Origin of the sequence: Rhizobium etli CFN 42 (assembly GCF_000092045.1) — a bacterium.
In the GTDB taxonomy this organism is placed as follows: Bacteria; Pseudomonadota; Alphaproteobacteria; order Rhizobiales; family Rhizobiaceae; genus Rhizobium; species Rhizobium etli.
In genome coordinates this window covers 1613694-1631619 of the sequence record NC_007761.1, presented here as the reverse complement: position 1 = coordinate 1631619, position 17926 = coordinate 1613694, and the positions used below count along the sequence as shown (strand labels likewise).

At 61.5% G+C, this 17926-nt stretch carries 12 protein-coding genes, 1 tRNA gene and 4 pseudogenes; 5 read left to right on the top strand and 12 right to left on the bottom strand.

Features of this window, described 5'->3' with window-relative positions; genetic code table 11:
• Nucleotides 1–81 precede the first annotated feature (81 nt).
• Nucleotides 82–1263, top strand: coding sequence for an ROK family transcriptional regulator (locus RHE_RS07925; RefSeq protein WP_011424880.1), 1182 nt, complete (start codon nt 82–84; stop codon nt 1261–1263).
• 70 nt (nt 1264–1333) lie between these two features.
• Nucleotides 1334–1627, top strand: coding sequence for a helix-turn-helix domain-containing protein (locus tag RHE_RS07920; RefSeq protein WP_011424879.1), 294 nt, complete (start codon nt 1334–1336; stop codon nt 1625–1627).
• A gap of 44 nt (nt 1628–1671) precedes the next feature.
• On the opposite strand, the gene RHE_RS07915 is transcribed toward RHE_RS07920, so the two are convergent.
• Entirely contained in the window at nt 1672–1884 is a 213-nt protein-coding gene (locus RHE_RS07915; protein WP_041678612.1) for a hypothetical protein, read from the bottom strand.
• Between the two features lie 188 nt (nt 1885–2072).
• On the opposite strand from RHE_RS07915, the pseudogene RHE_RS34955 reads away from it, so the two are divergent.
• Nucleotides 2073–2156, top strand: a pseudogene (locus RHE_RS34955) (DUF982 domain-containing protein); the annotation flags it as partial.
• A 27-nt stretch (nt 2157–2183) separates the two neighbouring features.
• Here the strand turns inward: RHE_RS34955 and RHE_RS07910 are convergent.
• Nucleotides 2184–2401: pseudogene (locus RHE_RS07910) on the bottom strand (hypothetical protein).
• Nucleotides 2402–2964: 563 nt separating this feature from the next.
• Between RHE_RS07910 and RHE_RS07900 the strand changes: the two are divergent.
• Nucleotides 2965–3597: a class I SAM-dependent methyltransferase gene (locus RHE_RS07900; protein ID WP_011424877.1), complete on the top strand. Its 633-nt coding sequence runs from the start codon at nt 2965–2967 to the stop codon at nt 3595–3597.
• Between the two features lie 921 nt (nt 3598–4518).
• Here the strand turns inward: RHE_RS07900 and RHE_RS07895 are convergent.
• The 9 genes and pseudogenes from RHE_RS07895 to bcsN (RHE_RS07850) form a co-directional block, all read right to left on the bottom strand.
• A tRNA-Pro gene (locus tag RHE_RS07895) sits at nt 4519–4595 on the bottom strand.
• A gap of 99 nt (nt 4596–4694) precedes the next feature.
• Nucleotides 4695–5363 (bottom strand): HAD family hydrolase, encoded by a 669-nt coding sequence (locus RHE_RS07890; protein ID WP_011424875.1) that lies wholly within the window; start codon nt 5361–5363, stop codon nt 4695–4697.
• Between the two features lie 77 nt (nt 5364–5440).
• Complete coding sequence (locus RHE_RS07885; RefSeq protein ID WP_042118219.1) at nt 5441–7792, bottom strand: cellulose synthase; 2352 nt, start codon at nt 7790–7792, stop codon at nt 5441–5443.
• A complete protein-coding gene (locus RHE_RS07880; RefSeq protein ID WP_011424873.1) occupies nt 7789–8835 on the bottom strand; it encodes a glycosyl hydrolase family 8 in 1047 nt (348 codons plus the stop codon). The genes RHE_RS07885 and RHE_RS07880 overlap by 4 nt, the downstream gene beginning before the upstream one ends.
• The gene (locus tag RHE_RS07875) at nt 8832–11264 is read right to left on the bottom strand and encodes a cellulose biosynthesis cyclic di-GMP-binding regulatory protein BcsB (protein WP_011424872.1); all 2433 of its coding nucleotides are present in this window, start codon (nt 11262–11264) and stop codon (nt 8832–8834) included. The genes RHE_RS07880 and RHE_RS07875 overlap by 4 nt, the downstream gene beginning before the upstream one ends.
• Nucleotides 11261–13453, bottom strand: coding sequence for a UDP-forming cellulose synthase catalytic subunit (gene bcsA / locus RHE_RS07870; RefSeq protein WP_020920965.1), 2193 nt, complete (start codon nt 13451–13453; stop codon nt 11261–11263). The genes RHE_RS07875 and bcsA overlap by 4 nt, the downstream gene beginning before the upstream one ends.
• Nucleotides 13454–13510: 57 nt before the next feature.
• A pseudogene (gene bcsN / locus RHE_RS35060) lies at nt 13511–13933 on the bottom strand (cellulose biosynthesis protein BcsN); the annotation flags it as partial.
• A 6-nt stretch (nt 13934–13939) separates the two neighbouring features.
• Nucleotides 13940–14888 (bottom strand): IS630-like element ISRel6 family transposase gene (locus RHE_RS32910; protein WP_076612137.1). Its coding sequence is split into 2 segments (ribosomal slippage): nt 13940–14551 and nt 14553–14888, totalling 948 coding nucleotides; the frame shifts between segments, so codons are not numbered across the junction.
• 73 nt (nt 14889–14961) lie between these two features.
• Nucleotides 14962–15540: pseudogene (bcsN, locus tag RHE_RS07850) on the bottom strand (cellulose biosynthesis protein BcsN); the annotation flags it as partial.
• Between the two features lie 318 nt (nt 15541–15858).
• Between bcsN (RHE_RS07850) and RHE_RS07845 the strand changes: the two are divergent.
• Nucleotides 15859–16173, top strand: a complete 315-nt coding sequence (locus RHE_RS07845; protein ID WP_011424868.1) for a DUF1236 domain-containing protein — start codon at nt 15859–15861, stop codon at nt 16171–16173.
• A gap of 36 nt (nt 16174–16209) precedes the next feature.
• On the opposite strand, the gene RHE_RS07840 is transcribed toward RHE_RS07845, so the two are convergent.
• Complete coding sequence (locus RHE_RS07840; protein ID WP_011424867.1) at nt 16210–17856, bottom strand: ATP-binding protein; 1647 nt, start codon at nt 17854–17856, stop codon at nt 16210–16212.
• Nucleotides 17857–17926: the final 70 nt, after the last annotated feature.

Here is a 17926-nt window from a genome sequence, read left to right as displayed (position 1 = left end):
ATCCATCATTTCGCGACGGTTGAGAACCGCACCGACCTAACATTAGGGATACACCTCGAACTAATTGGAACGAGCAGCCCGATGGCAATGACGTCGTCTATCGTGCAGACTCCCATAGCACGAAAAATCTCGACCAACGCGGTGATCCGGACCGTGTTAGCCAAGGGGAAGATCTCGCGCGCCGATATTGCCAAGCTGACCGGCTTGTCGAAACAGACGATTTCCGATGTCGTGCGAGATCTTGAGGATGATGGGTGGCTGAAACCTGTCGGGCAGACCGATGGTCGTCCCGGCCGGAATGCGATCATCTATGAAATCAACGCAAGCGCGGGTCTGGCTGTCTCCATCGATCTCGGGGGCACTAAGATCGCTGCGGCTATCTGCGACCTGTTAGGTAACGTCGTTGTGGAAACCGAAGTGCCCACTGACCCGCGCGGTGGACCGCATCTCGTCAATCAGTTCAGCGACCTGATCACTCAACTCGCGCTTGCGGCGGGGACGACGGCCGACAAGCTGCATCTCGTCGTTCTCGGCAGCCCCGGCGTCCTCGATCCGGCTACCGGACATATCAACGTCGCGCCGAACATTCCCGGCGTGGACGCAATGGATCTGCGGCAAGCGTTCAGCGACAAGATGGGCATACCGGTGATCATCGAAAATGACGTCAACCTTGCCGCGCAAGGGGAGAGATGGCGAGGACATGGCGTCGAAGTCGGCAACTTTGCTTTCGTGGCGCTTGGGACGGGGATCGGCATGGGTATCATCGCCAATGGCGCGCTGTTGCGCGGCGCACGTGGCGCGGCTGGCGAAATCGCCTATCTTCCACTCGGCGGCGATGCTTTTGATCCCGGCGGCTTTACGCTGGGAACCTTTGAGAGCGCGGTCGGCAGCGTCGCGATGCTGCGCCGCTATGCCGGTTTCGGCGGGAGCAGCGCCTCAACCGTGGCCGACCTCTTCGCTGCGTTCAATGCAGGCGAAACGAGCGCCATCGCCGCAATCGAAGAGACGGCGAGGCTGGTGGCTATCGCTATTGCCGCCATCGGAGCAACTCTCGACCCGGAACTGGTGATCACCGGCGGCAGCATCGGCGCAAGGCCGGAACTCGTAAATGCCATCCGCGCTTTTCTGCCGCGTTGCACCCCCTACCCACCGCGCATCGAGATCAGCCGCTTCGGCAACCGCGCCGCTCTCATGGGAGGCATGGGGATCGCCGTCGAGCGAATGCATGACGATCTGTTCGGCGTAAAATTGCGGGACGCTTGAAGATTGCAGCAGGTCGCGTTCAGCCGCTGCGCCACTTGCGAAGCGCGGCAAATGCGCTAGATTTTGCATCATGATAACAGCAACGCAGATACGCGGCGCGCGCGCCATGATCGGAATGAGCATCGAAGAGCTCGCCGCCGCAAGCGGCCTGCCGGTCGAGATCGTCACGGCGTTGGAAAAGGGCGAGTTTGAGGGCGAGCCGCATGCGTTGTTCGACCTGCGCAGCACGCTCGAGGCGCACGGCATCATCTTCCTTTCGAGCGGAAATCAGGATGAAGGCGGCCCCGGCATCCGGTTGCGGGCACGCACATCGACCGATGACGGCATCCGGCCGGAAAACCTCAATGCCGCCAATGACGATTGACCAGAACCTTTCGCGGTCCCATCCTTTATTGCGGGAACCGCGTGTCAGAGATAGGTCTTGGCAAGGGCGGCGAGTTTGCCGCCGTCTCTCACGCCCTGTCTGTAAAGCTGAATGATAACCGCACCGATCCTTTCGGCTTCCGGCGCCGTTCTCACCAGGCCGCGTTCGTCGCAGACCTTGTCGAGCACTTGCGAAAGCAGATCGAGATCTTCCGAAAAGAGCGGTAAATCATGCGGATGAATTGATGACCGTAACATCACGCCGCACTTCCCTCCGAGGGCAAACGCCGTCACGCTTGCATCGCCGTGCGCCCTCCCGCAACCGGCAATTACGGTATTATGCGCGAGGGTCAGAACTTTAGCAACTGCGCAAATTCCTGCGGAACGATATTTCATGCCGTGTGTTACCGGGGCGTTAGCAGCGGGAATGGCGAGTCTAAACATCGAGTGAAAAACGCTTTCCCTCCCCGGTCCGGGCCCATTCTCCGGCCAGCAGCCTGATCGTTTCCGACGCCTGGGACCCCGTCGAAAGTAGCCAAATCGGAGCGACAAGGCGCTTAGCTGCTGCGGCCGCCAGCGGCCATGATCTGTGGGGGGAGGAACCCTTCCGTGATCACCTTGGCGGTAATCTCGATCACCGCTCCTCGGCAAGCTCGGCAAGCGTGAGGGCGACCTCACCTTCCGGCCAGCCGGCTTTGACCGCCTCGTCCGACAGAGCCCGGAATGCGCCAGCCAGGGCCTCTCTGCAAGTTTGATTCTGGTTCATATCCGGCATGTGCTCGCACTAGGCTCTCTGTGACGTGGATAATGTTAATCTACAACATCTTCATGAAAATGCGAATAAGTTCGAGATTCTTTCAGGCCAAAGCAGATTCACTCGTCCTAAAATTCTGTATATCCCAAATACAAAGACAATTTATTATCTATCATTCGATTGGAATCCTAAAATGCCGTGGAATAACTATTTACAACGTCGCTATTTAAGGCGGTATCTTGCCGCGAAATTTACTTTAAATAGACAACTCCCAAGCCGAACGGAGGCCGCTTTTATTCCATTGGAATGCGACGGGGTTCGATCCGTTTTCAGCACCTTCGTCAGCGCCCTGTCAATCGCTTCGCGCTGTTCTCCGGCCCGAGCATCACGATCAATCGCATCGTGATGAAGAGGGCGTTAAGAATGCCGATCGACCGAGCTCCGGCGATGGACCGGGCGCGGCAGTCGATTCCCGCCGGCGCGAACGCTTCCCCGTTAATCACCTTAATACCACAATGGCACCACACTGACGTCAAACTCCGCCGTACCATTGCGTGCGGGCTCACTTTATTTCAGGAGGTGCAATGTCTATCCAACTGGACGCGGCTACCTATGTCCACGCCAAGCCGGCCACCGCTCATTCCTATATCTTGCCGGCTGTTGTCGATGTTCTTGAAAACAGCTTCCAGGAGGCAAATGAAACCGCGGTCTTCGACCTCGGTTGCGGCACCGGCGGGGCTGCCTCCGTGCTTGCGGAGAAAGGCTACGATGTCGTCGGCGTCGATCCGTCGGAGGACGGCATCGCGAAAGCGAAAGCGGTCCATCCCGATCTCCCGCTGGAAATCGGTTCCGGCTACGACGATCTTTCCAGCCGCTATGGGACCTTCGATGCGGTGATCAGCCTCGAGGTGGTGGAACATGTTTATGATCCCAAGGCCTTCACGGCGACCATGTACGACTTGGTAAAGCCCGGCGGCATTGCCGTTGTATCGACGCCTTTTCACGGCTACTGGAAAAACTTGGCGCTTGCCGTGAGCGGCAAGATGGATGACCATTTCATGCCGTTGAAGAGCCATGGGCACATCAAATTCTGGTCTCCCGGAACGCTCAGCACGCTTCTGCATGAAACAGGCTTCGAAGACGTCGACTTCGAATATGTCGGGAGGATTCCGCTCCTCGCCAAATCGATGATCGCAATCGCTCAAAAACCGAACTGAACCGCACTCTTCGCCGCGACCCAACGCGAGAGCTCGCTTGTTCGTGACCTGAGTCTGCAATTGGCGCAGATCCGAGCAAACCGTCCCCATTGAGGACGTGTGCGGAACTCGGGACATGATTCTTTCGCTGTTGTCGCGGCCCTGTGATGGGGCGAGGTGGACTTTTCGCAGGAACTACCCATATCTGCTCTATCGTCAGCAACCGAATTCGTAGGCGCTGACGGCTGAAGGTTACTATGTGCCTCCGCCTGCCAATGCGGTGTGCACCTATGGGCAAGCCCACTTTCGAAAATGCAGTGTCACGATCCCGTTCTCTACTTGAGCGGTCATACGAGCTGCTGAAGTCAACCGATCATCTCGTCCGCAAGGAGAGCACCTTCCCTGAGCTGTCTGAGAGCGGCGGCGCCGATCCCGCGTCAAAGCAAGGTGACACGAACTCTTCCGAAAAGTGAAAGGGGTAGTCCGATGCCGGCGCGGAGCCACGCGCCGCCGGGGTGATCCCGCGCAGCCACAGATTTCCATAAGCGAGATGCCATCGCGCATCGAACCGCTTTTGGCGCCCACGCCGGCGGCAATGGCCTCTGAGGTGAAATGAGAAGGCGGCCGCCTTGCTGTTCAGATTGAACCATGAAGGTGCCATCCCCGCCGCGGCCGCCCAGCGACTTCTGCAACATGCCAAAGCGGACCGGCCGTGCTCGTTGAGTACGACAGCGTCGTCGTCGAAAATGTCTGTAGCGAGGGTTAGCACCTTGACGGCCGCCTCAATCACGGGAAGCGCTGCTTCAAGTCGCGTTGGGTGCGCCAGGATGCGCACACAAAGCGAAGATCTTGCTCAAGATTGTTCCACGACTTTTCGGAGCATTTTGCCCGACGCCATCATCGGCTCATCGCTTAATATGACTGGGATTTCAAGGGGATAAATGGTCGGGGCGACTGGACTCGAACCAGCGACCCCTTGACCCCCAGTCAAGTGCGCTACCGGGCTGCGCTACGCCCCGACCTGCCGAAACGGCTTGCTTCGTTTAGTTTTTCGGCGCGCGCAATGCAAGCAGAAAAAACCTGCATCCGGCAAAAAGCAAGCAGTTCGCTTGTGACGGTCAGATCGCAGCGACCGTCAACCGACCTTCGGCGGTCTGGCAAGGCTGCCACGCCCGATAATTGGCAATCGAAAAATGCGGGGTTTCGAAAGGCGTGGCGTGGGTCTCGGTGATGACGGTGACGGCGGCTCCGGCGGCCTCGCCGGCAAGAATGCCGGCAACGGCATCCTCGAAGACCAGGCAGTTCGCGGGATCGACTCCGAGGCGGCTTGCACCGAGCAGATAACCCTCGGGACTGGGCTTACCGGCCACGACCTCCCGACCGCTGACCATCACCTTCGGCATCGGAATGCCGGCTGCAGCAATGCGGCGCCTGGCGAGTTCGATCGGCGCCGAGGTGACGATCGCCCATCTGCCGTCGGGGATAGCGTTGAGGAAGCGGATGGCATCGGGGATTTCGATGATGCCGGAGACGTCCTCCATCTCCTCGGCCAGCAGCAGATCCGCCTCGTACGCCGGATCGACACCCGGCAAGCCGAGGCCGCGGATCACGTCGGAGGCACGGATTCCGTGGATCGTTTTCAGGAAAACCTCAGGCTCAAAACCATGGCGTCTTGCCCATTTGCTCCAGACGCGCTCGACGACGGCAATGGAATTCAGCAGCGTTCCGTCCATGTCGAAGAGGAAGGCGTCATAGGATCTGTCGAGGACGTCGTGGTGACCGGGCACGGATGTTTCCTTGCGAGCACGAAGCAGTCGGGGTCTCTCCTGCAGGCGAGTAGCCGAGAGCGGCGACGGCGTCAACGTCAGTCGTTGACGTCCGGATGCGTGACGTTGCGAACATCAGCCAGACCACGTGCGGCGTCGCGATTGCCGGTCGCGGCGGCGGCTTCGAAAATCCGCATCGCGTCATCGTACATCTTCAGATTGAGATAGCAGTAGCCGCGCAGAACCATCAGATCGATGCGCTCCTGCTGCAGCTGGGCGCGCTGATCGAGATATATGAGGGTTTCACGGTAACGCCCCGCGTCGAAGGCCGACAAGGCGCGATCGGCGAGGATCGCCACCTGCAGTTCGGCAGCGCGCTGGCGGCTCTGCGGTGCCTTGGTTGCCGCAACGGCGGCATTGCTGGAAAGACCGGCGCGCAGATAGGCGAGGCTCTGACCATAGGCTGCGTCTTCGCGGATCTTGCGGACCGGACTCTGCAACGCCGTCTCGAACGCCGAGACCGCCTCCATTGGCCGGTTGATATCCATCAGGCACCAGCCGCGCGACAGCGCCTCGCCCGGCCCGAGGCGTCCCGCGTCGATGGTCGTCGAGCAGTCCCGCGCCTGGCGCGGACCGCGCTCGACAGTCACCGTCTGCATCGCCGGCCTTGCGGCCCGGATGGCGACTTCCGGTTCCGGCTGCCGCGCAGTCGGCGGCTCGGCCGGAATCGGCGCCGTTGAAGCGGCCGGACGCTGCGGCGGCTCTACCGGCTGCTGCGGCGCGCGCGGCGCCTTTGCGGACTCGGCGCTCGATGCCGGCAAGGAAGTGTCCTGAAGATCGGCGATTCGCGCCGACCGACCGGCCCAGCCGCGCTGGAGATCGAGGACGCCCTTGCGGTCGTTCAGCTGCTCACGCGTGACGGCAAGGCCATAGGCGGACGGTTCGTCATCCGGTTTCCAGGCAAGCGCGGTTTCGAACCAACGCGCGGCGGTCTGGAACTGGTTGAGAGAGCGGGCATACCAGCCGAACTGCTGCGCCGTCGGCACATATCTCCGGGCGATGACTTCGGCTGCGATCCGATGAAGCACGTCCTCGGTCAGATCGGCCGGCGGTTGCAGCGCCATCAAATTGGCGGTGGCGGCAAGATAGGTCGCGCTCGCATCATCGGAATCGGCGCGCCAACGGAACATCACGTCCTCGGCTTCCTGAGGCGCCTTGCGGGCGATTAGCGCCAGCGCCAAACCCTGCGAGGCGGCCGCCGTATCCTCCCTGTCGCGGGCGCTACGAAACCACTTTTCGGCATCGGCAGGATTGTTGCGGCGAAGCTGGTGCCAGCCGAGCAGCAGCGCATCGGACGCCAACCCCTCGCTTTCGGCAAGCTTTTCGAGGTGAGAGATATAGTTCGGCGCGATGGCGAGCTTCGGATCGTCATTGCTTTCAGCGACGAAGCGTCGGGCGAGATTGTCGCGGATTGCGTCGAATTCCCTTTTGCCGTCGACAGCGGGCTTTTCCAGTGCCAGCAGCGCCTGCATCGGCTGGTAGTCAAGCAGCGTCGAAGCTTTTTCGACCGTCGCCTGCCGTTCGGCAGCGTCAGTGCAGTTCTTCAGGATATAGGCATAAGCATCCTGCCCGCGCTGCGCCCTCTCCGTCCGGATGAAGGCCTCAGCGACACGCCAGAGCACGTCGACCTCGCTGCAGGTGAGCAGGCTCGGGGTCGCGGCGGCGATATCGACCACGGTCGCATATTGCTTGAGGTCCGAAGCGTTGATGAGGCGGGAGCGGGCCTCGGCGACACCAAGCCGCTCAAGCAGATCGGCCGGCGGCTGCCACCCGGCGTCGGCGACCTGACGGTCGGCGATCGCTTTGCGCAGCTCCGCATAGCGGCTGTCGGAATAGAGCTTCCACATGGCCTCGAGCTGCTTGTCGCCATTTTGCGGCACGGCGAGTGGATCGGCCGGCGGAACCCAGTTCGGATAAAGCGCCTGTAGGCGGGAGATTTCGGCCTGCAGGCGCACTTTGTCGCCGCGACTCGCAAAATAGCGAAGCGCGCTTTCATCGACGGCAGGCGCGGGCGCGGCGGCCGTTGGAGGCGCCGGTGGGTCGGACACGATCGGCGGTGCGACCGGGGCCGGCTCTGCAGCTGTCTGAGGCGCGTCGGGTTGCGGTGTTGCCGGCTGCTCTGCAGCGGCATTCGGCACACCGCTGGACGGTGCCGGTGGCGGCGACGAAGTGATCGCTTCGATCTTGTCGGCGGCGGTCTCGGCATCGAATTCGGAATTGCCGGCCGGAGCGTCGTCCGGCTTGATGCGGCCCATCATCAGCAGCTCCGGCGCTCGCCTGGCTGCAGAGCCAAGCCCGAAATTTTGCTGCAGGGCGCCACGATCCTTCAGCCCGGTGATGAGGGTCGCCACCACGACTGCCGCTGAAATCGCCACGAGAGAAGATTTCACAGACACTCCGGATGCTTCTCCCCGATATAGGCCAGCCCCAGCAGTTGAAGCGTGGACGGATAATAGAGTGTGGGCGCGAATTGCAGAGCCGAGACCGGCAGCCTGGTCCCGTCGACTACACAGGCCACAACATCATTAACAATTTTATAACCCGGGTCCAGCAACACGGTCTTCGGCCGCCCTGTGGTCAGATCGATCGTGGCCGGGACGCCATTCTGCGACATCCCCGTTCGCAGGCGGTTCAACAGCGCCTTGTCCGTGATGCCGCCGCGCGCGAGATAGAGCGGGATGCGTAGGGCGTTATAGGCAAACTCGGCGTCGAAACCCTCTGCCGGTCGCGGTGCGCCACTGAGGCTGACCCATTCGGCAGGAAGCTTGCGCGGACCGAACTGCATGGTCTTCAACAGCGCCACGCCATCGTCCGACAGCTCTTTCCACGCATCGGAGGGAGCAAGTGCTGCCATGACAGGCATTGCCTCGTAAATCCAGTAGGAAGGATTGACGACAGGACCGTCGTCACGATCGGCGGCGCCAAAACCTTCGCTGCCCGGCATCAGCAGCGTCCGGCCCGCCGAGCGGACGACAGCTTCGGCAAGCAGCGCCTGCGCCATGCGAGAGGCGGCGAGGATATAGTCGTTGCGCTTCCATGCAGTACCGGCAAGCGCCAGGGCATAGGCGATCAGCATGTCGCCATCCGAGGCATTATTGGTGTCGGTCACGTGCGGCTTGATGTTGGGATCCCATTTCCAGACGGCCAGGCCATCGTCGCGCAACAGCAACTCGGTGCGGGTAAAATACCAGATCTGCTCGAAATCCGCGGGGCTTGCCGAGAGATAGGCGAGCAGCATGCCATAGCCCTGCCCTTCGCTATGACTGATATTGCCGTTGCCATTATCGACGATCCGGCCGCTCGCATCGAGAAACTTCGCCTTGTAGGCGGACCACGCATCGGCATTGATCATCGCCTGCTGTGCGGCGGCGGACGGGCTTGCGGGGGCGAACGCAGCCGTCGCCGCAAGCAGAAGCACGCACCACCACCTCATTTGGACCGACCCAGCGTTTTGAGCATGCGCGAGGTAGCGACGCCGATCAGCAGCACAAAGACGACGAGCAGCGAAGCATAGGAGAGGATATTCGTCGACAACCAGTTGGCGGCGATCAAGCGGTAGTTGGCGATCGACCGAGGCGTGGACGGGACGAAATCGAAGCGGGTGACGGGCACCGTATCGATCTTGCCCGTCTTGCTCGAATAGGTGGTGATATGGCCGGAGATCTGCGGCCAGTTCAGCTGACCGGTCAGCACCTCGAGCCCTTCGCGCAGATCCTTCGCCGAGGGTGCCGCCACCACGGTCCACGAACCCTCTCCTAAGGGGCTGGAGCCCTGCGCAATCATGAGCGTGTCGGCGTTGGACGGGGTGAAGACCTTCTCGGCGCCGGGGATGAACTGCAGCGAACTGCGGGTGATATCGAAATTGCGCCCCAGCCATTCACGGAAGGCGGTGATGCGGCTTCGCAAGATACCGCCGCTCACCTTGGAATCCCACTCCTCGAAGGCCGTGCCGGTATCGATGACGCCTGGCTGCGTGTCGACCACCGGACGCCACGAGGCTTGGCTCGCCGTCGAGATGTTGGCCTGCGTCAGCGCGGTTGCCGGCATCTGCGAAATCGAGCCGATGAAGATGGCGTCCCGATCGCCGATCGTATTCGGCGAAGCGACGGTTTCGACGGCGATCGGATGGCCTGCCTTCACCGCCATCTGACCGAGCAGCGTAGCCGCGGCCGAAAGCGTATCGGCATCGACGCGATCGATGAACAGCGGCGTCGGTTCCGTCGCCCGGCCATAGGGATAGGCCGTGCCGGAAATGGCGGCCAGGTTCGGACGCTGCCCGACGCGGGCAAAATCCGGAATGTGCACTTCCGAGGTATCGAACAGGGCAAAACGGGGATTGGCACCGGCGGTAGCACCCGGAGCGCAAGCGGCATCGTCTTTCGTCATCAGGATCGTTTCGATCCCAATCGTATTGAGGCCGGGTTTGAAGTGGCGCATCGTCACGCGGATCGGCAGGTGACGGAGAATGCCGCCGGTGGTCGAGGTAAGCGGTACGGTGGAGGCGATGTTGTCGTTGACGTAGATATCGATATGGCTGCCGGGCAGCACATTGTCGGTATAGGCGGCATCGAGCAGCACCTTCGCCTCGCCGTAGGCATTGGCATAAAAGTCGGCCGGCACGGCGACATTGAAGCTGGCGCGGAACCGCCGGCCGGAAAATTCCGTGGTCTTCACGCCGAGTTGCGAGAGGGCGATGCTGGTCTCGGAAAAGACCAGCGGCGCGTTTGGCGCGCTCCACCGCTCGGTGGTCAGCGTATCGCGGCGGACGTCCGCGGACCTGTCCGTCGGCGAAACGATAGTATCGATCGCCGAGGAGACTGCTTGCCAGGAGGGGCCGCTGATCAAAAGCACCGGCGAGCCACTGCGCGGATCGGTCACGAAAGCAGCGAGGGGCGCGCTTTCGGCACCGGGCGGCAGGCCGGGAAAGAACGGCCGCAGCTCAGCGGCTGTCCCGACGAGCACCCCGAGCTTGCCGGGACCGGCGGTCGGAAGGGAAGCGGTGCTGAAGGCAAATATCTGGTTCGGCATGCTGCTCAGCACCGACAGACCCTGTGCCAGCCGCAACAATGGCTTGGTCGTCCCTGGCTGCTCCAACGCCGGGACGACGATATCGAACTCCGTCCTGCCGGCGCCATCGACGCCGATGGCGCGGATCGCGTCGGCACTCGAAAGCTCCGCGGCATTCCCGCCGGCAAAGCTCAGATAGGTTCCGGCCGGATCGATATTCGACCATAATTCATAGGTGGACTGGATGCTGCAATCGGTGCGATGGCGCTGCTCTGCCTGGAAGGTCACAAGATTGGCGCCCGGCTGTAACAGGCCGGAGGGAACTTCGAATGTAACGGCGGAAGAGCCGTCCGCCGAGCTGACCCGCTGCTGACCGATCGGACGATTGTTGAGATAGACGGTCAGCGCGGAGGCTTCCGGCGCGACGACGATCGAATTCTGATAGGCGAAGGTGAAACTTGCCTTGGCGGCCGCCTGCTCGGGCGTCAGATAGACAGACCATGACCGGCGGTCATATTCGCCGCTGAGACTGAATTTCGAAAAGGGTACAAGATAGCGCCTGAAATCGCGGTGGCGCGGCTGCGAAGCGGCATTCGCCGCCGCGCCGGGCTGAGATGCCGGCGCCCCTGGCTGCGGCAGGACAGCGATCGGCGCAGGAACGGGCGCAGGTGTTACGGAAATGGGCGGTGTGACAGGTACCGGCGCCGTCGCTGTGGGTGGAGCGGGCGGCGTCAATCTCGGGGCAGTAGACGCGCCGGGCGGCCGCTCGCCGGACATGTCGAAGGGCGCCGTCTGCGCCTGGGTGACAGCGGGGGCATGCAACAGGAGAAGCGCGGCGGCGAGGATCTTTCTCATCCGGCATTGACCTTTGCCGCCTGCTGCTGCGCCTCCCGCTCCGGCCGCATGCTGCGAAAGAGGTAAACCAGGCCGCGGCTGGTCTGATACAGCGACAGGCCCAGAAACCAGATGGTGCCGCGGATGAGGCCCGGATTGCGGCGGCGCGCTTCCTGGAACTGGGTCCACTGATCGGAATTGGCAAACATCAGATCGGCGATCAGGCGATGATCAAGCGCGCTTTTCGGCACGTACTGGCAGCCGACATTGCTGATATCGCCTGATGGCTCGATGTTGCGGACGATGAGCGGCAGGGTTTCCAGATCTGCGCCGCTATAGGGCCGGAAGCGCATCTCGCCGGGGGCGCCGACGAGCAGCTCATCGAGATGCTTGTTGAAGATATGCAGCCTTGCGCCATGGACGGAGACGTCCTCGATCGAGGCCGCATACCACTTGCCGTTGGCGTAGAACTCGCAGCGCCGGTTGACGCGGACACGGCGGGACAAAGCGCGCTCGCCACGTTCCGACACGACGCCAAGTGCGCAGCCAGCCATGATCAGATTGATGATGTTCCACCCGCCGACGACAAGTGTGACGTCGGCCTTATAGGGCTCGGCATAAATCCTGTAGAAGGTGATGACGAGCGCGATGATCTGCACCGCAAAGATCACAAAGAAGGGACGGCTGATCTCCGACAGGCGGCTGACGGCGATCGATTCGTCCTTGGCAGTGACCTTGAAGGTTGGCTTCCTCGGATTGAGCATGACCGAGACGACGGCCGGCAGTAGATGCACCGTCTGGACATATTCGTATAGCTCGGAAATCCAGGGCCAGCGGAAGGATCCGTAGAGATAGTTCTGCATCATCAGATTCACGAGCATGTAGGCAAACGTATAAGCCAGGAATTCGCCGCCGGAGGCCGTGAAGATTTCGAGGTCGAAGAACAGGTAGAAGAGCGGCGCGAACAGGAAGATCGTGCGCGGGAACGGGAAGAGCCAGAAAAGCGTGGATGACATGTAGCACAGGCGCTGCGGGATCGACAGGCCGCGCTTCAGAAGCGGGAAACGGAAGCGCAGGATCTGCATCATGCCCTGCGCCCAGCGGCTGCGCTGGCCGATGAAGCTTGCAAAGGTGGCCGGCTGCAGCCCGGCGATCAGCGGCTTGTCGACATAGATGCTGTTCCAGCCGCTGCCATGGAGGGCCAGCGCCGTCTCGCAATCCTCGGTAATGCTGATGCCGGAAAAGCCGTTCTGCGATTCAAGCGCCTTGCGGCTCAAGACTGCGGCCGAGCCGCAGAAGAAAGCGGCGTTCCATTTGTCGAGGCCGCGCTGAATGATGCCGTAGAACATCTCATTCTCGCTCGGCATTTTTTCGAAAGTGCGCAGATTGCGTTCGAGCGGATCGGGATTGATGAAGAAATGCGGGGTCTGAACGAGAAAGAGCTTCGGGTCGTCTTCGAAGTAGCCGACCGTCTCGAGCAGGAAATCACGAGCCGGCGCGTGGTCCGCGTCGAAGACGGCAATGAGTTCGCCGGTCGAATGTTTCATGCCGTTGTTGAGATTGCCGGCCTTGGCATGCTCGTTGCGGTCGCGCGTGAGATAGGTAACGTCAAGATCCTGGCAGAGCTGCTTCAGCTCGATATGGCGGGCCGCCGCCGCCTGGGCCTCGAGCAACTTGCCGGAATTGCGCTTCTGCAGGGTGCCGCCGTCGTCGAGCAGCCAGACATGCAGCTTGTCGGCCGGATAGTCCATCGCCTTGGCGGCAGCCAGCGTGTTTCCGAGAAGGCCGGCATCCTCGTTATAGGAGGGCACGAACACATCGACATGGGGCAAACGCCCGGGATTGGCGGCACGCGACGGACGCGGCGGGAGCGGTGTGGCGACGATGAACAGGCTGAGCGCCAGCATCGCGACGCTGTACATTTCGGCAAGGTAGAGCAGCAGGCCTGGAATGAAATTCTCAGGCTGATTCAGCGGCGGCAGGGTATTGGTGGTGCGCCAATAGACGTAGCGCAACACGATTGACGTTCCGAAGGCCAGCGCCACGAGGCGCCACGTCCCCTCGCCTTTCAGGATCTTGATCAGCGCCATCACCGTGACGACCGTGATGCTGGTGATGAGCTGGGTCTGCAGATTAACCGGCAGAGTGATCAGCACGATCATGCAGAGCGAAACAACGGCCCATATGAAGACACTGCGGGCTTTGCGCATCGACGTTCCTTCGAAATTGCGCCGGGGCACGGCACCGTCAGTTACCCCGGGCATACACTATCTCCGGCAGACGGCCGTCATTGCCGCGTCGCCTATGCAGTCCGGCGAGGGCACCGTGACGCCGATTGCTCTTGCCGATTGTTCCAACGGCGCGGCGGCCGGATCCGGCGCAGCACTCGTCTGTGGCGCCTCGCTCGGGAGCGGCACGCGCGGACCGATCGGCGTCGGCAAGGGCGCGGCGCCCTGCGCCGGTTGCTGGCTTGGGGCGCTGCCGACCGGAGCTGTCCGCGTCAGGCGGACTACGGCAGGCGCCGGCTCATAGCCGATCGGCATCGGGCCGGCGCGATATCCGCCCTCATCGGGATAGATCGGTTCACCGGTACGACCGAGCGCCGCGCTGGGCGGGGGCGGGTTGCCGTACGGATTCCAGGTCGGGCCGTCGAAGGTGCCGGTGATGGTATAGCCGTAGACGATGCCTAGAGCCTTTCATGTTTTGACGGAAGCGTAGCCAGCATTTGAGAAGTAGTTGGCGCATTCCTCTGGCTTGATAGTGTCGGCGAGTATGCCCAGATAGCGCCAGGTTTCCTCGATGGTTCGCTTTTGGGCCTGGCGCATCCAGTGCTTGATCTTGGCGAAGGCCTGCTCGATCGGGTTAAGGTCGGGGGAATATTTCGGCAGGAACCAGAGCCTGGCGCCGACGGCCCTGATGGCATCGCGGATGGCCTTGGCTTTGTGAGAGCCGAGATTATCGAGGATGACGATGTCGCCAGGTTTGAGGGTCGGGATCAACTGCTGGCGGACATAGGCGTGAAAGCATTCGCCATTGATGGGACCGTCGAAGACGCAGGGTGCAGTGAGCTTGTCGCAGCGTAGGGCGCCGAGGAAGGTGAGGGTGCGCCAGCGGCCATGCGGGGCAAAGCCGCGTAATCTTTTGCCCCTCGGCCCCCAGCCGCGTAACGGCGCCATGTTGGTGCGGATCCAGGTCTCGTCAATAAAGACGAGCCGCTTCGGATCGAAGCGGTCTTGCCAGGCTTTCCAGCGAGCTCTGCGGCGGGCAATGTCGGCGCGGCCCTGCTCAAGGGCGAACAGCGTTTTTTTTAAAGCTCAAGCCCTCGCGGCGCATGAATTGCCAGATGGCATTGTGGGAGACGCTCACACCGCGGGCGGCTAACTCATCCTTCAGCCGATGTAGCGTCAGATGTGATGTCTGCTCGATCTGCTCGACAATGAAGGCGCGGTGCGGCTCCAGCACACGTCGGCGATGGCCGCCCATCTTACCGGGCGACACACTACCGGTGGCCCGATAACGCTGCGACCACTTCACCACGGATGAGATAGCTATGTTGAACCGCTCCGCCACCACCCGGCAGCTCTGACCGTCCACAACCGCTGCAATGACTCGCTCGCGAAGATCATTCGAATAGGGTCGCGTCATGGATGCTGGCCTCCATTCCAGCATCCATCATGAATCACAAATCTGCTGATTTGGGAATCCCGCACCGATTCCGATAAGAAATGATCCGCTCTAGCAGTTGGCGCTCAGTGGCGCGGGCATCGCACAGGCGCAGGCGCAGCTGGATCATGCCGAAATTGCGCGCCTGCGTATTGGCGGCCGCGCTCGAGCGAATCTGCTGCCAGGCATAGATGCAGGCATCACCGGTGCGGCTGCGGCCGGAGGCATAGCCGAATGGACCATAAGCGTTCTGGAGGAAAGTCGCCGACGTCGCCATCAGCACGCCGGGGGCCGCGCGGGCCACCTCGCGGGCAATAGCGCTCTCGTTGACCATGTTGAAGGCGGCATTGCCCGTTCCGGGATTGGACCCGGACGCGCCGAGAAACTGGATCTTCAGAAAATTCTGGCCCGGCACCGAGGAGGAGGTAAACAGCGAGACTGTCTGCTCGACGCCGTTGCCGCGCTTGCGCTCGACGACGCTGACGATGGAAGGGCCGCCGGGAGGTGGCAGGACCAGCGCCTTTTCAGGCGCCACGGTCTCCGGTCCGGAAGGCTGTCGCACACCGCCTGTCGACGTGCAGCCGGCCATCAAACCCGCCACTGCCACCAGCGATATCGTCTTCCGCAAGCGCATATTTCGAGCCGCCGCAATCGTCTTTCCAGATGTCCATCCGCGAACCGAAACGCGACGAACCTTCGAATCAACGACCGCCCGGTCGTCCACGTGACATAAACCGCCGACATGGTTAACGAAGAGTAAAGAGCCCGACCCTGATGCCACCGGACGACTCGCTCTGAATGTGATTCGGACAGCTCAACCGTATGGTGCGGAAATTGGCTTAGCAACAAACAATCCGCTCCCCGCCTCTGCCACGACGGCCAGGCGGTTGCGGAACTATGCCGTATGGCCGGCGTTGCCTTGATGTCTTGAGTTCACAAAGGAGATCATCCCATGCGCAAGATCATGCTGGCTACGGCCGCCATGCTGACCATCTGCTCGGCCGCCTTCGCACAGAGCACGGTCGTTGTCACCGATCCCGCACCAACCGGTTCTGTCGTCCTGCCCGGCGAGGTGCGCACCTATGTCATGGAGCAAAACACGCCATCCGTCGTCTATGACGGCGAAATCACGGTCGGCGCGACGCTGCCGGATACTGTTGAAGTCCATACCGTGCCCAATGTCGACGGCTATGCCTACACCGTCGTCAACGAGCGGCGCGTGATCGTCGAGCCGAAGACGCACCGCGTGATCCAGGTTCTCGAATAAGGGATTGGGGTTGGAGACGCACAGTCCTGCACGACTTCACGTCGCCTCATCTCCGGCGCTCACCGGCACGTTCAAGAGTTCACGGATCTTATGAGCCAGTTGCTCCAAGCTGAATGGCTTGGCGAGCAGCGAGACGCCATGGTCGAGCACGCCATTGTGGACGATGGCATTGCGCGTGTAACCCGTGGTGTAAAGAATCCGGATCGCCGGCCATTTTTCTTGAACGGCATCAGCAAGCTGACGTCCGCTCATCTGCGGCATAACGATATCGGTGAAGATCAGATCGACGTCGGGGTTCTCCTCCAAAAGAAGAAGCGCCTCCACGCCGCTTGCCGCCTGCAACACGCTGTAACCGAGTTCGTGGAGGCTTTCGGCGGTCATGGTGCGGACGTGTTCATCGTCCTCCACGACGAGGATCGTATCGTTGACGCTTCCCTGAGGAATCGGCTGGGCGCCGGCAGCGGCCAGCCGGGCGTCGGCCTTGCCGACATGACGCGGCAAATAGATCTTCACCGTCGTTCCCCGATCGATCTCCGAATAGATCTTGATGTGGCCACCGCTCTGCTTGATGTAGCCGTAGACTTGGCTAAGCCCGAGACCGGTTCCCTTGCCGGGTCCTTTGGTTGTGTAAAACGGGTCGAAGGCGCGGTCGATCACATCGGTCGACATGCCGATCCCGGTGTCGGTGATGCTGATCATCACATACTGGCCCGCCTCGACCTCCGAATGCATGCGCGAATATCGCTCGTCAAGTTCGGTATTGGCGGTCTCGATCGTCAGATGACCGCCGCCGGGCATGGCGTCGCGCGCATTGACGGCAAGGTTCAGCATGGCGTTTTCGAGTTGGCTGAGATCGGCGAAAGTCGGCCAGAGGCCACCGGCAAGCACGGTTTCGATTCGGATATGTTCGCCGAGCGTGCGCCGCAGCAACTCCGACATGCCGCCGACCAGCTTGTTGACGTCAATCACCTCCGGGGCCAGCGGCTGCTGACGAGAGAAAGCGAGAAGACGTGCGGTCAATACCGCGGCCCGCTGGGCTCCGTCTCTGGCATTCTGAAGGGAGTTCAGCAGGCGAGGATCCTCGTGTCCGGTCATCCGCCGCTGAGCGAGATCGAGATTGCCGATGATGATCGCCAGCATGTTGTTGAAATCATGGGCGACGCCGCCAGTGAGCTGGCCGATCGTCTCCATCTTCTGCAGTTGGCGCACCTGCGCCTGGGCGGCGGCATTCTCTTCCATCTCATGCCTGAGTTCGGCAGTGCGCTGCACCACCGTTTCTTCAAGGCGCGCGTTGAAGCTGTTGAGTTCGCTGCGGAGACGGCTCTGCCTGCCATGGGCGACAATAATCGTCTCCATCAGGCCGATGATGATCGCCGCATTGATGAGAAAGGTCGCAAGACCGATCCATTGGCCGGCGCTCACCGGCCAGAAGGCATCGTGTGGCTCGACGAAAAACTGCTGGACGAGGAAACCGGCGAGCATGGCCGCCACGAGGCCCGGCCCGGCGCCGCCCATGAAACTTGCGAGCAAGATCGCCGGAAGGAAGCTCAAGAAGGGAAACCCGGAGAGATAATCACTGGCGGCAAGTCTTAGAAGAAAGGTCAAGCCGACGAAGGCAACGGCCAGCGGATAGGTATAGCCCGGCCTGTGACGCAGCCAATCCGTGGCACTCAACAAATCCATTCCACTCCCCTTCTCGGCCGTCGCGGAAACGGCACCTCAGCTTTTGCACATCGAATTTCGCCGGGCAATA

What these genes read in the sequence shown, in the direction of transcription:
- RHE_RS07925 (WP_011424880.1), top strand. Translation starts at nt 82, where the DNA reads ATGGCAATGACGTCGTCTATCGTGCAGACTCCCATAGCACGAAAAATC.
- RHE_RS07920 (WP_011424879.1), top strand. Translation starts at nt 1,334, where the DNA reads ATGATAACAGCAACGCAGATACGCGGCGCGCGCGCCATGATCGGAATG.
- RHE_RS07915 (WP_041678612.1), bottom strand. Translation starts at nt 1,884, where the DNA reads ATGTTACGGTCATCAATTCATCCGCATGATTTACCGCTCTTTTCGGAA.
- RHE_RS07900 (WP_011424877.1), top strand. Translation starts at nt 2,965, where the DNA reads ATGTCTATCCAACTGGACGCGGCTACCTATGTCCACGCCAAGCCGGCC.
- RHE_RS07880 (WP_011424873.1), bottom strand. Translation starts at nt 8,835, where the DNA reads ATGAGGTGGTGGTGCGTGCTTCTGCTTGCGGCGACGGCTGCGTTCGCC.
- RHE_RS07875 (WP_011424872.1), bottom strand. Translation starts at nt 11,264, where the DNA reads ATGAGAAAGATCCTCGCCGCCGCGCTTCTCCTGTTGCATGCCCCCGCT.
- bcsA (WP_020920965.1), bottom strand. Translation starts at nt 13,453, where the DNA reads ATGCGCAAAGCCCGCAGTGTCTTCATATGGGCCGTTGTTTCGCTCTGC.
- RHE_RS07845 (WP_011424868.1), top strand. Translation starts at nt 15,859, where the DNA reads ATGCGCAAGATCATGCTGGCTACGGCCGCCATGCTGACCATCTGCTCG.
- RHE_RS07840 (WP_011424867.1), bottom strand. Translation starts at nt 17,856, where the DNA reads ATGGATTTGTTGAGTGCCACGGATTGGCTGCGTCACAGGCCGGGCTAT.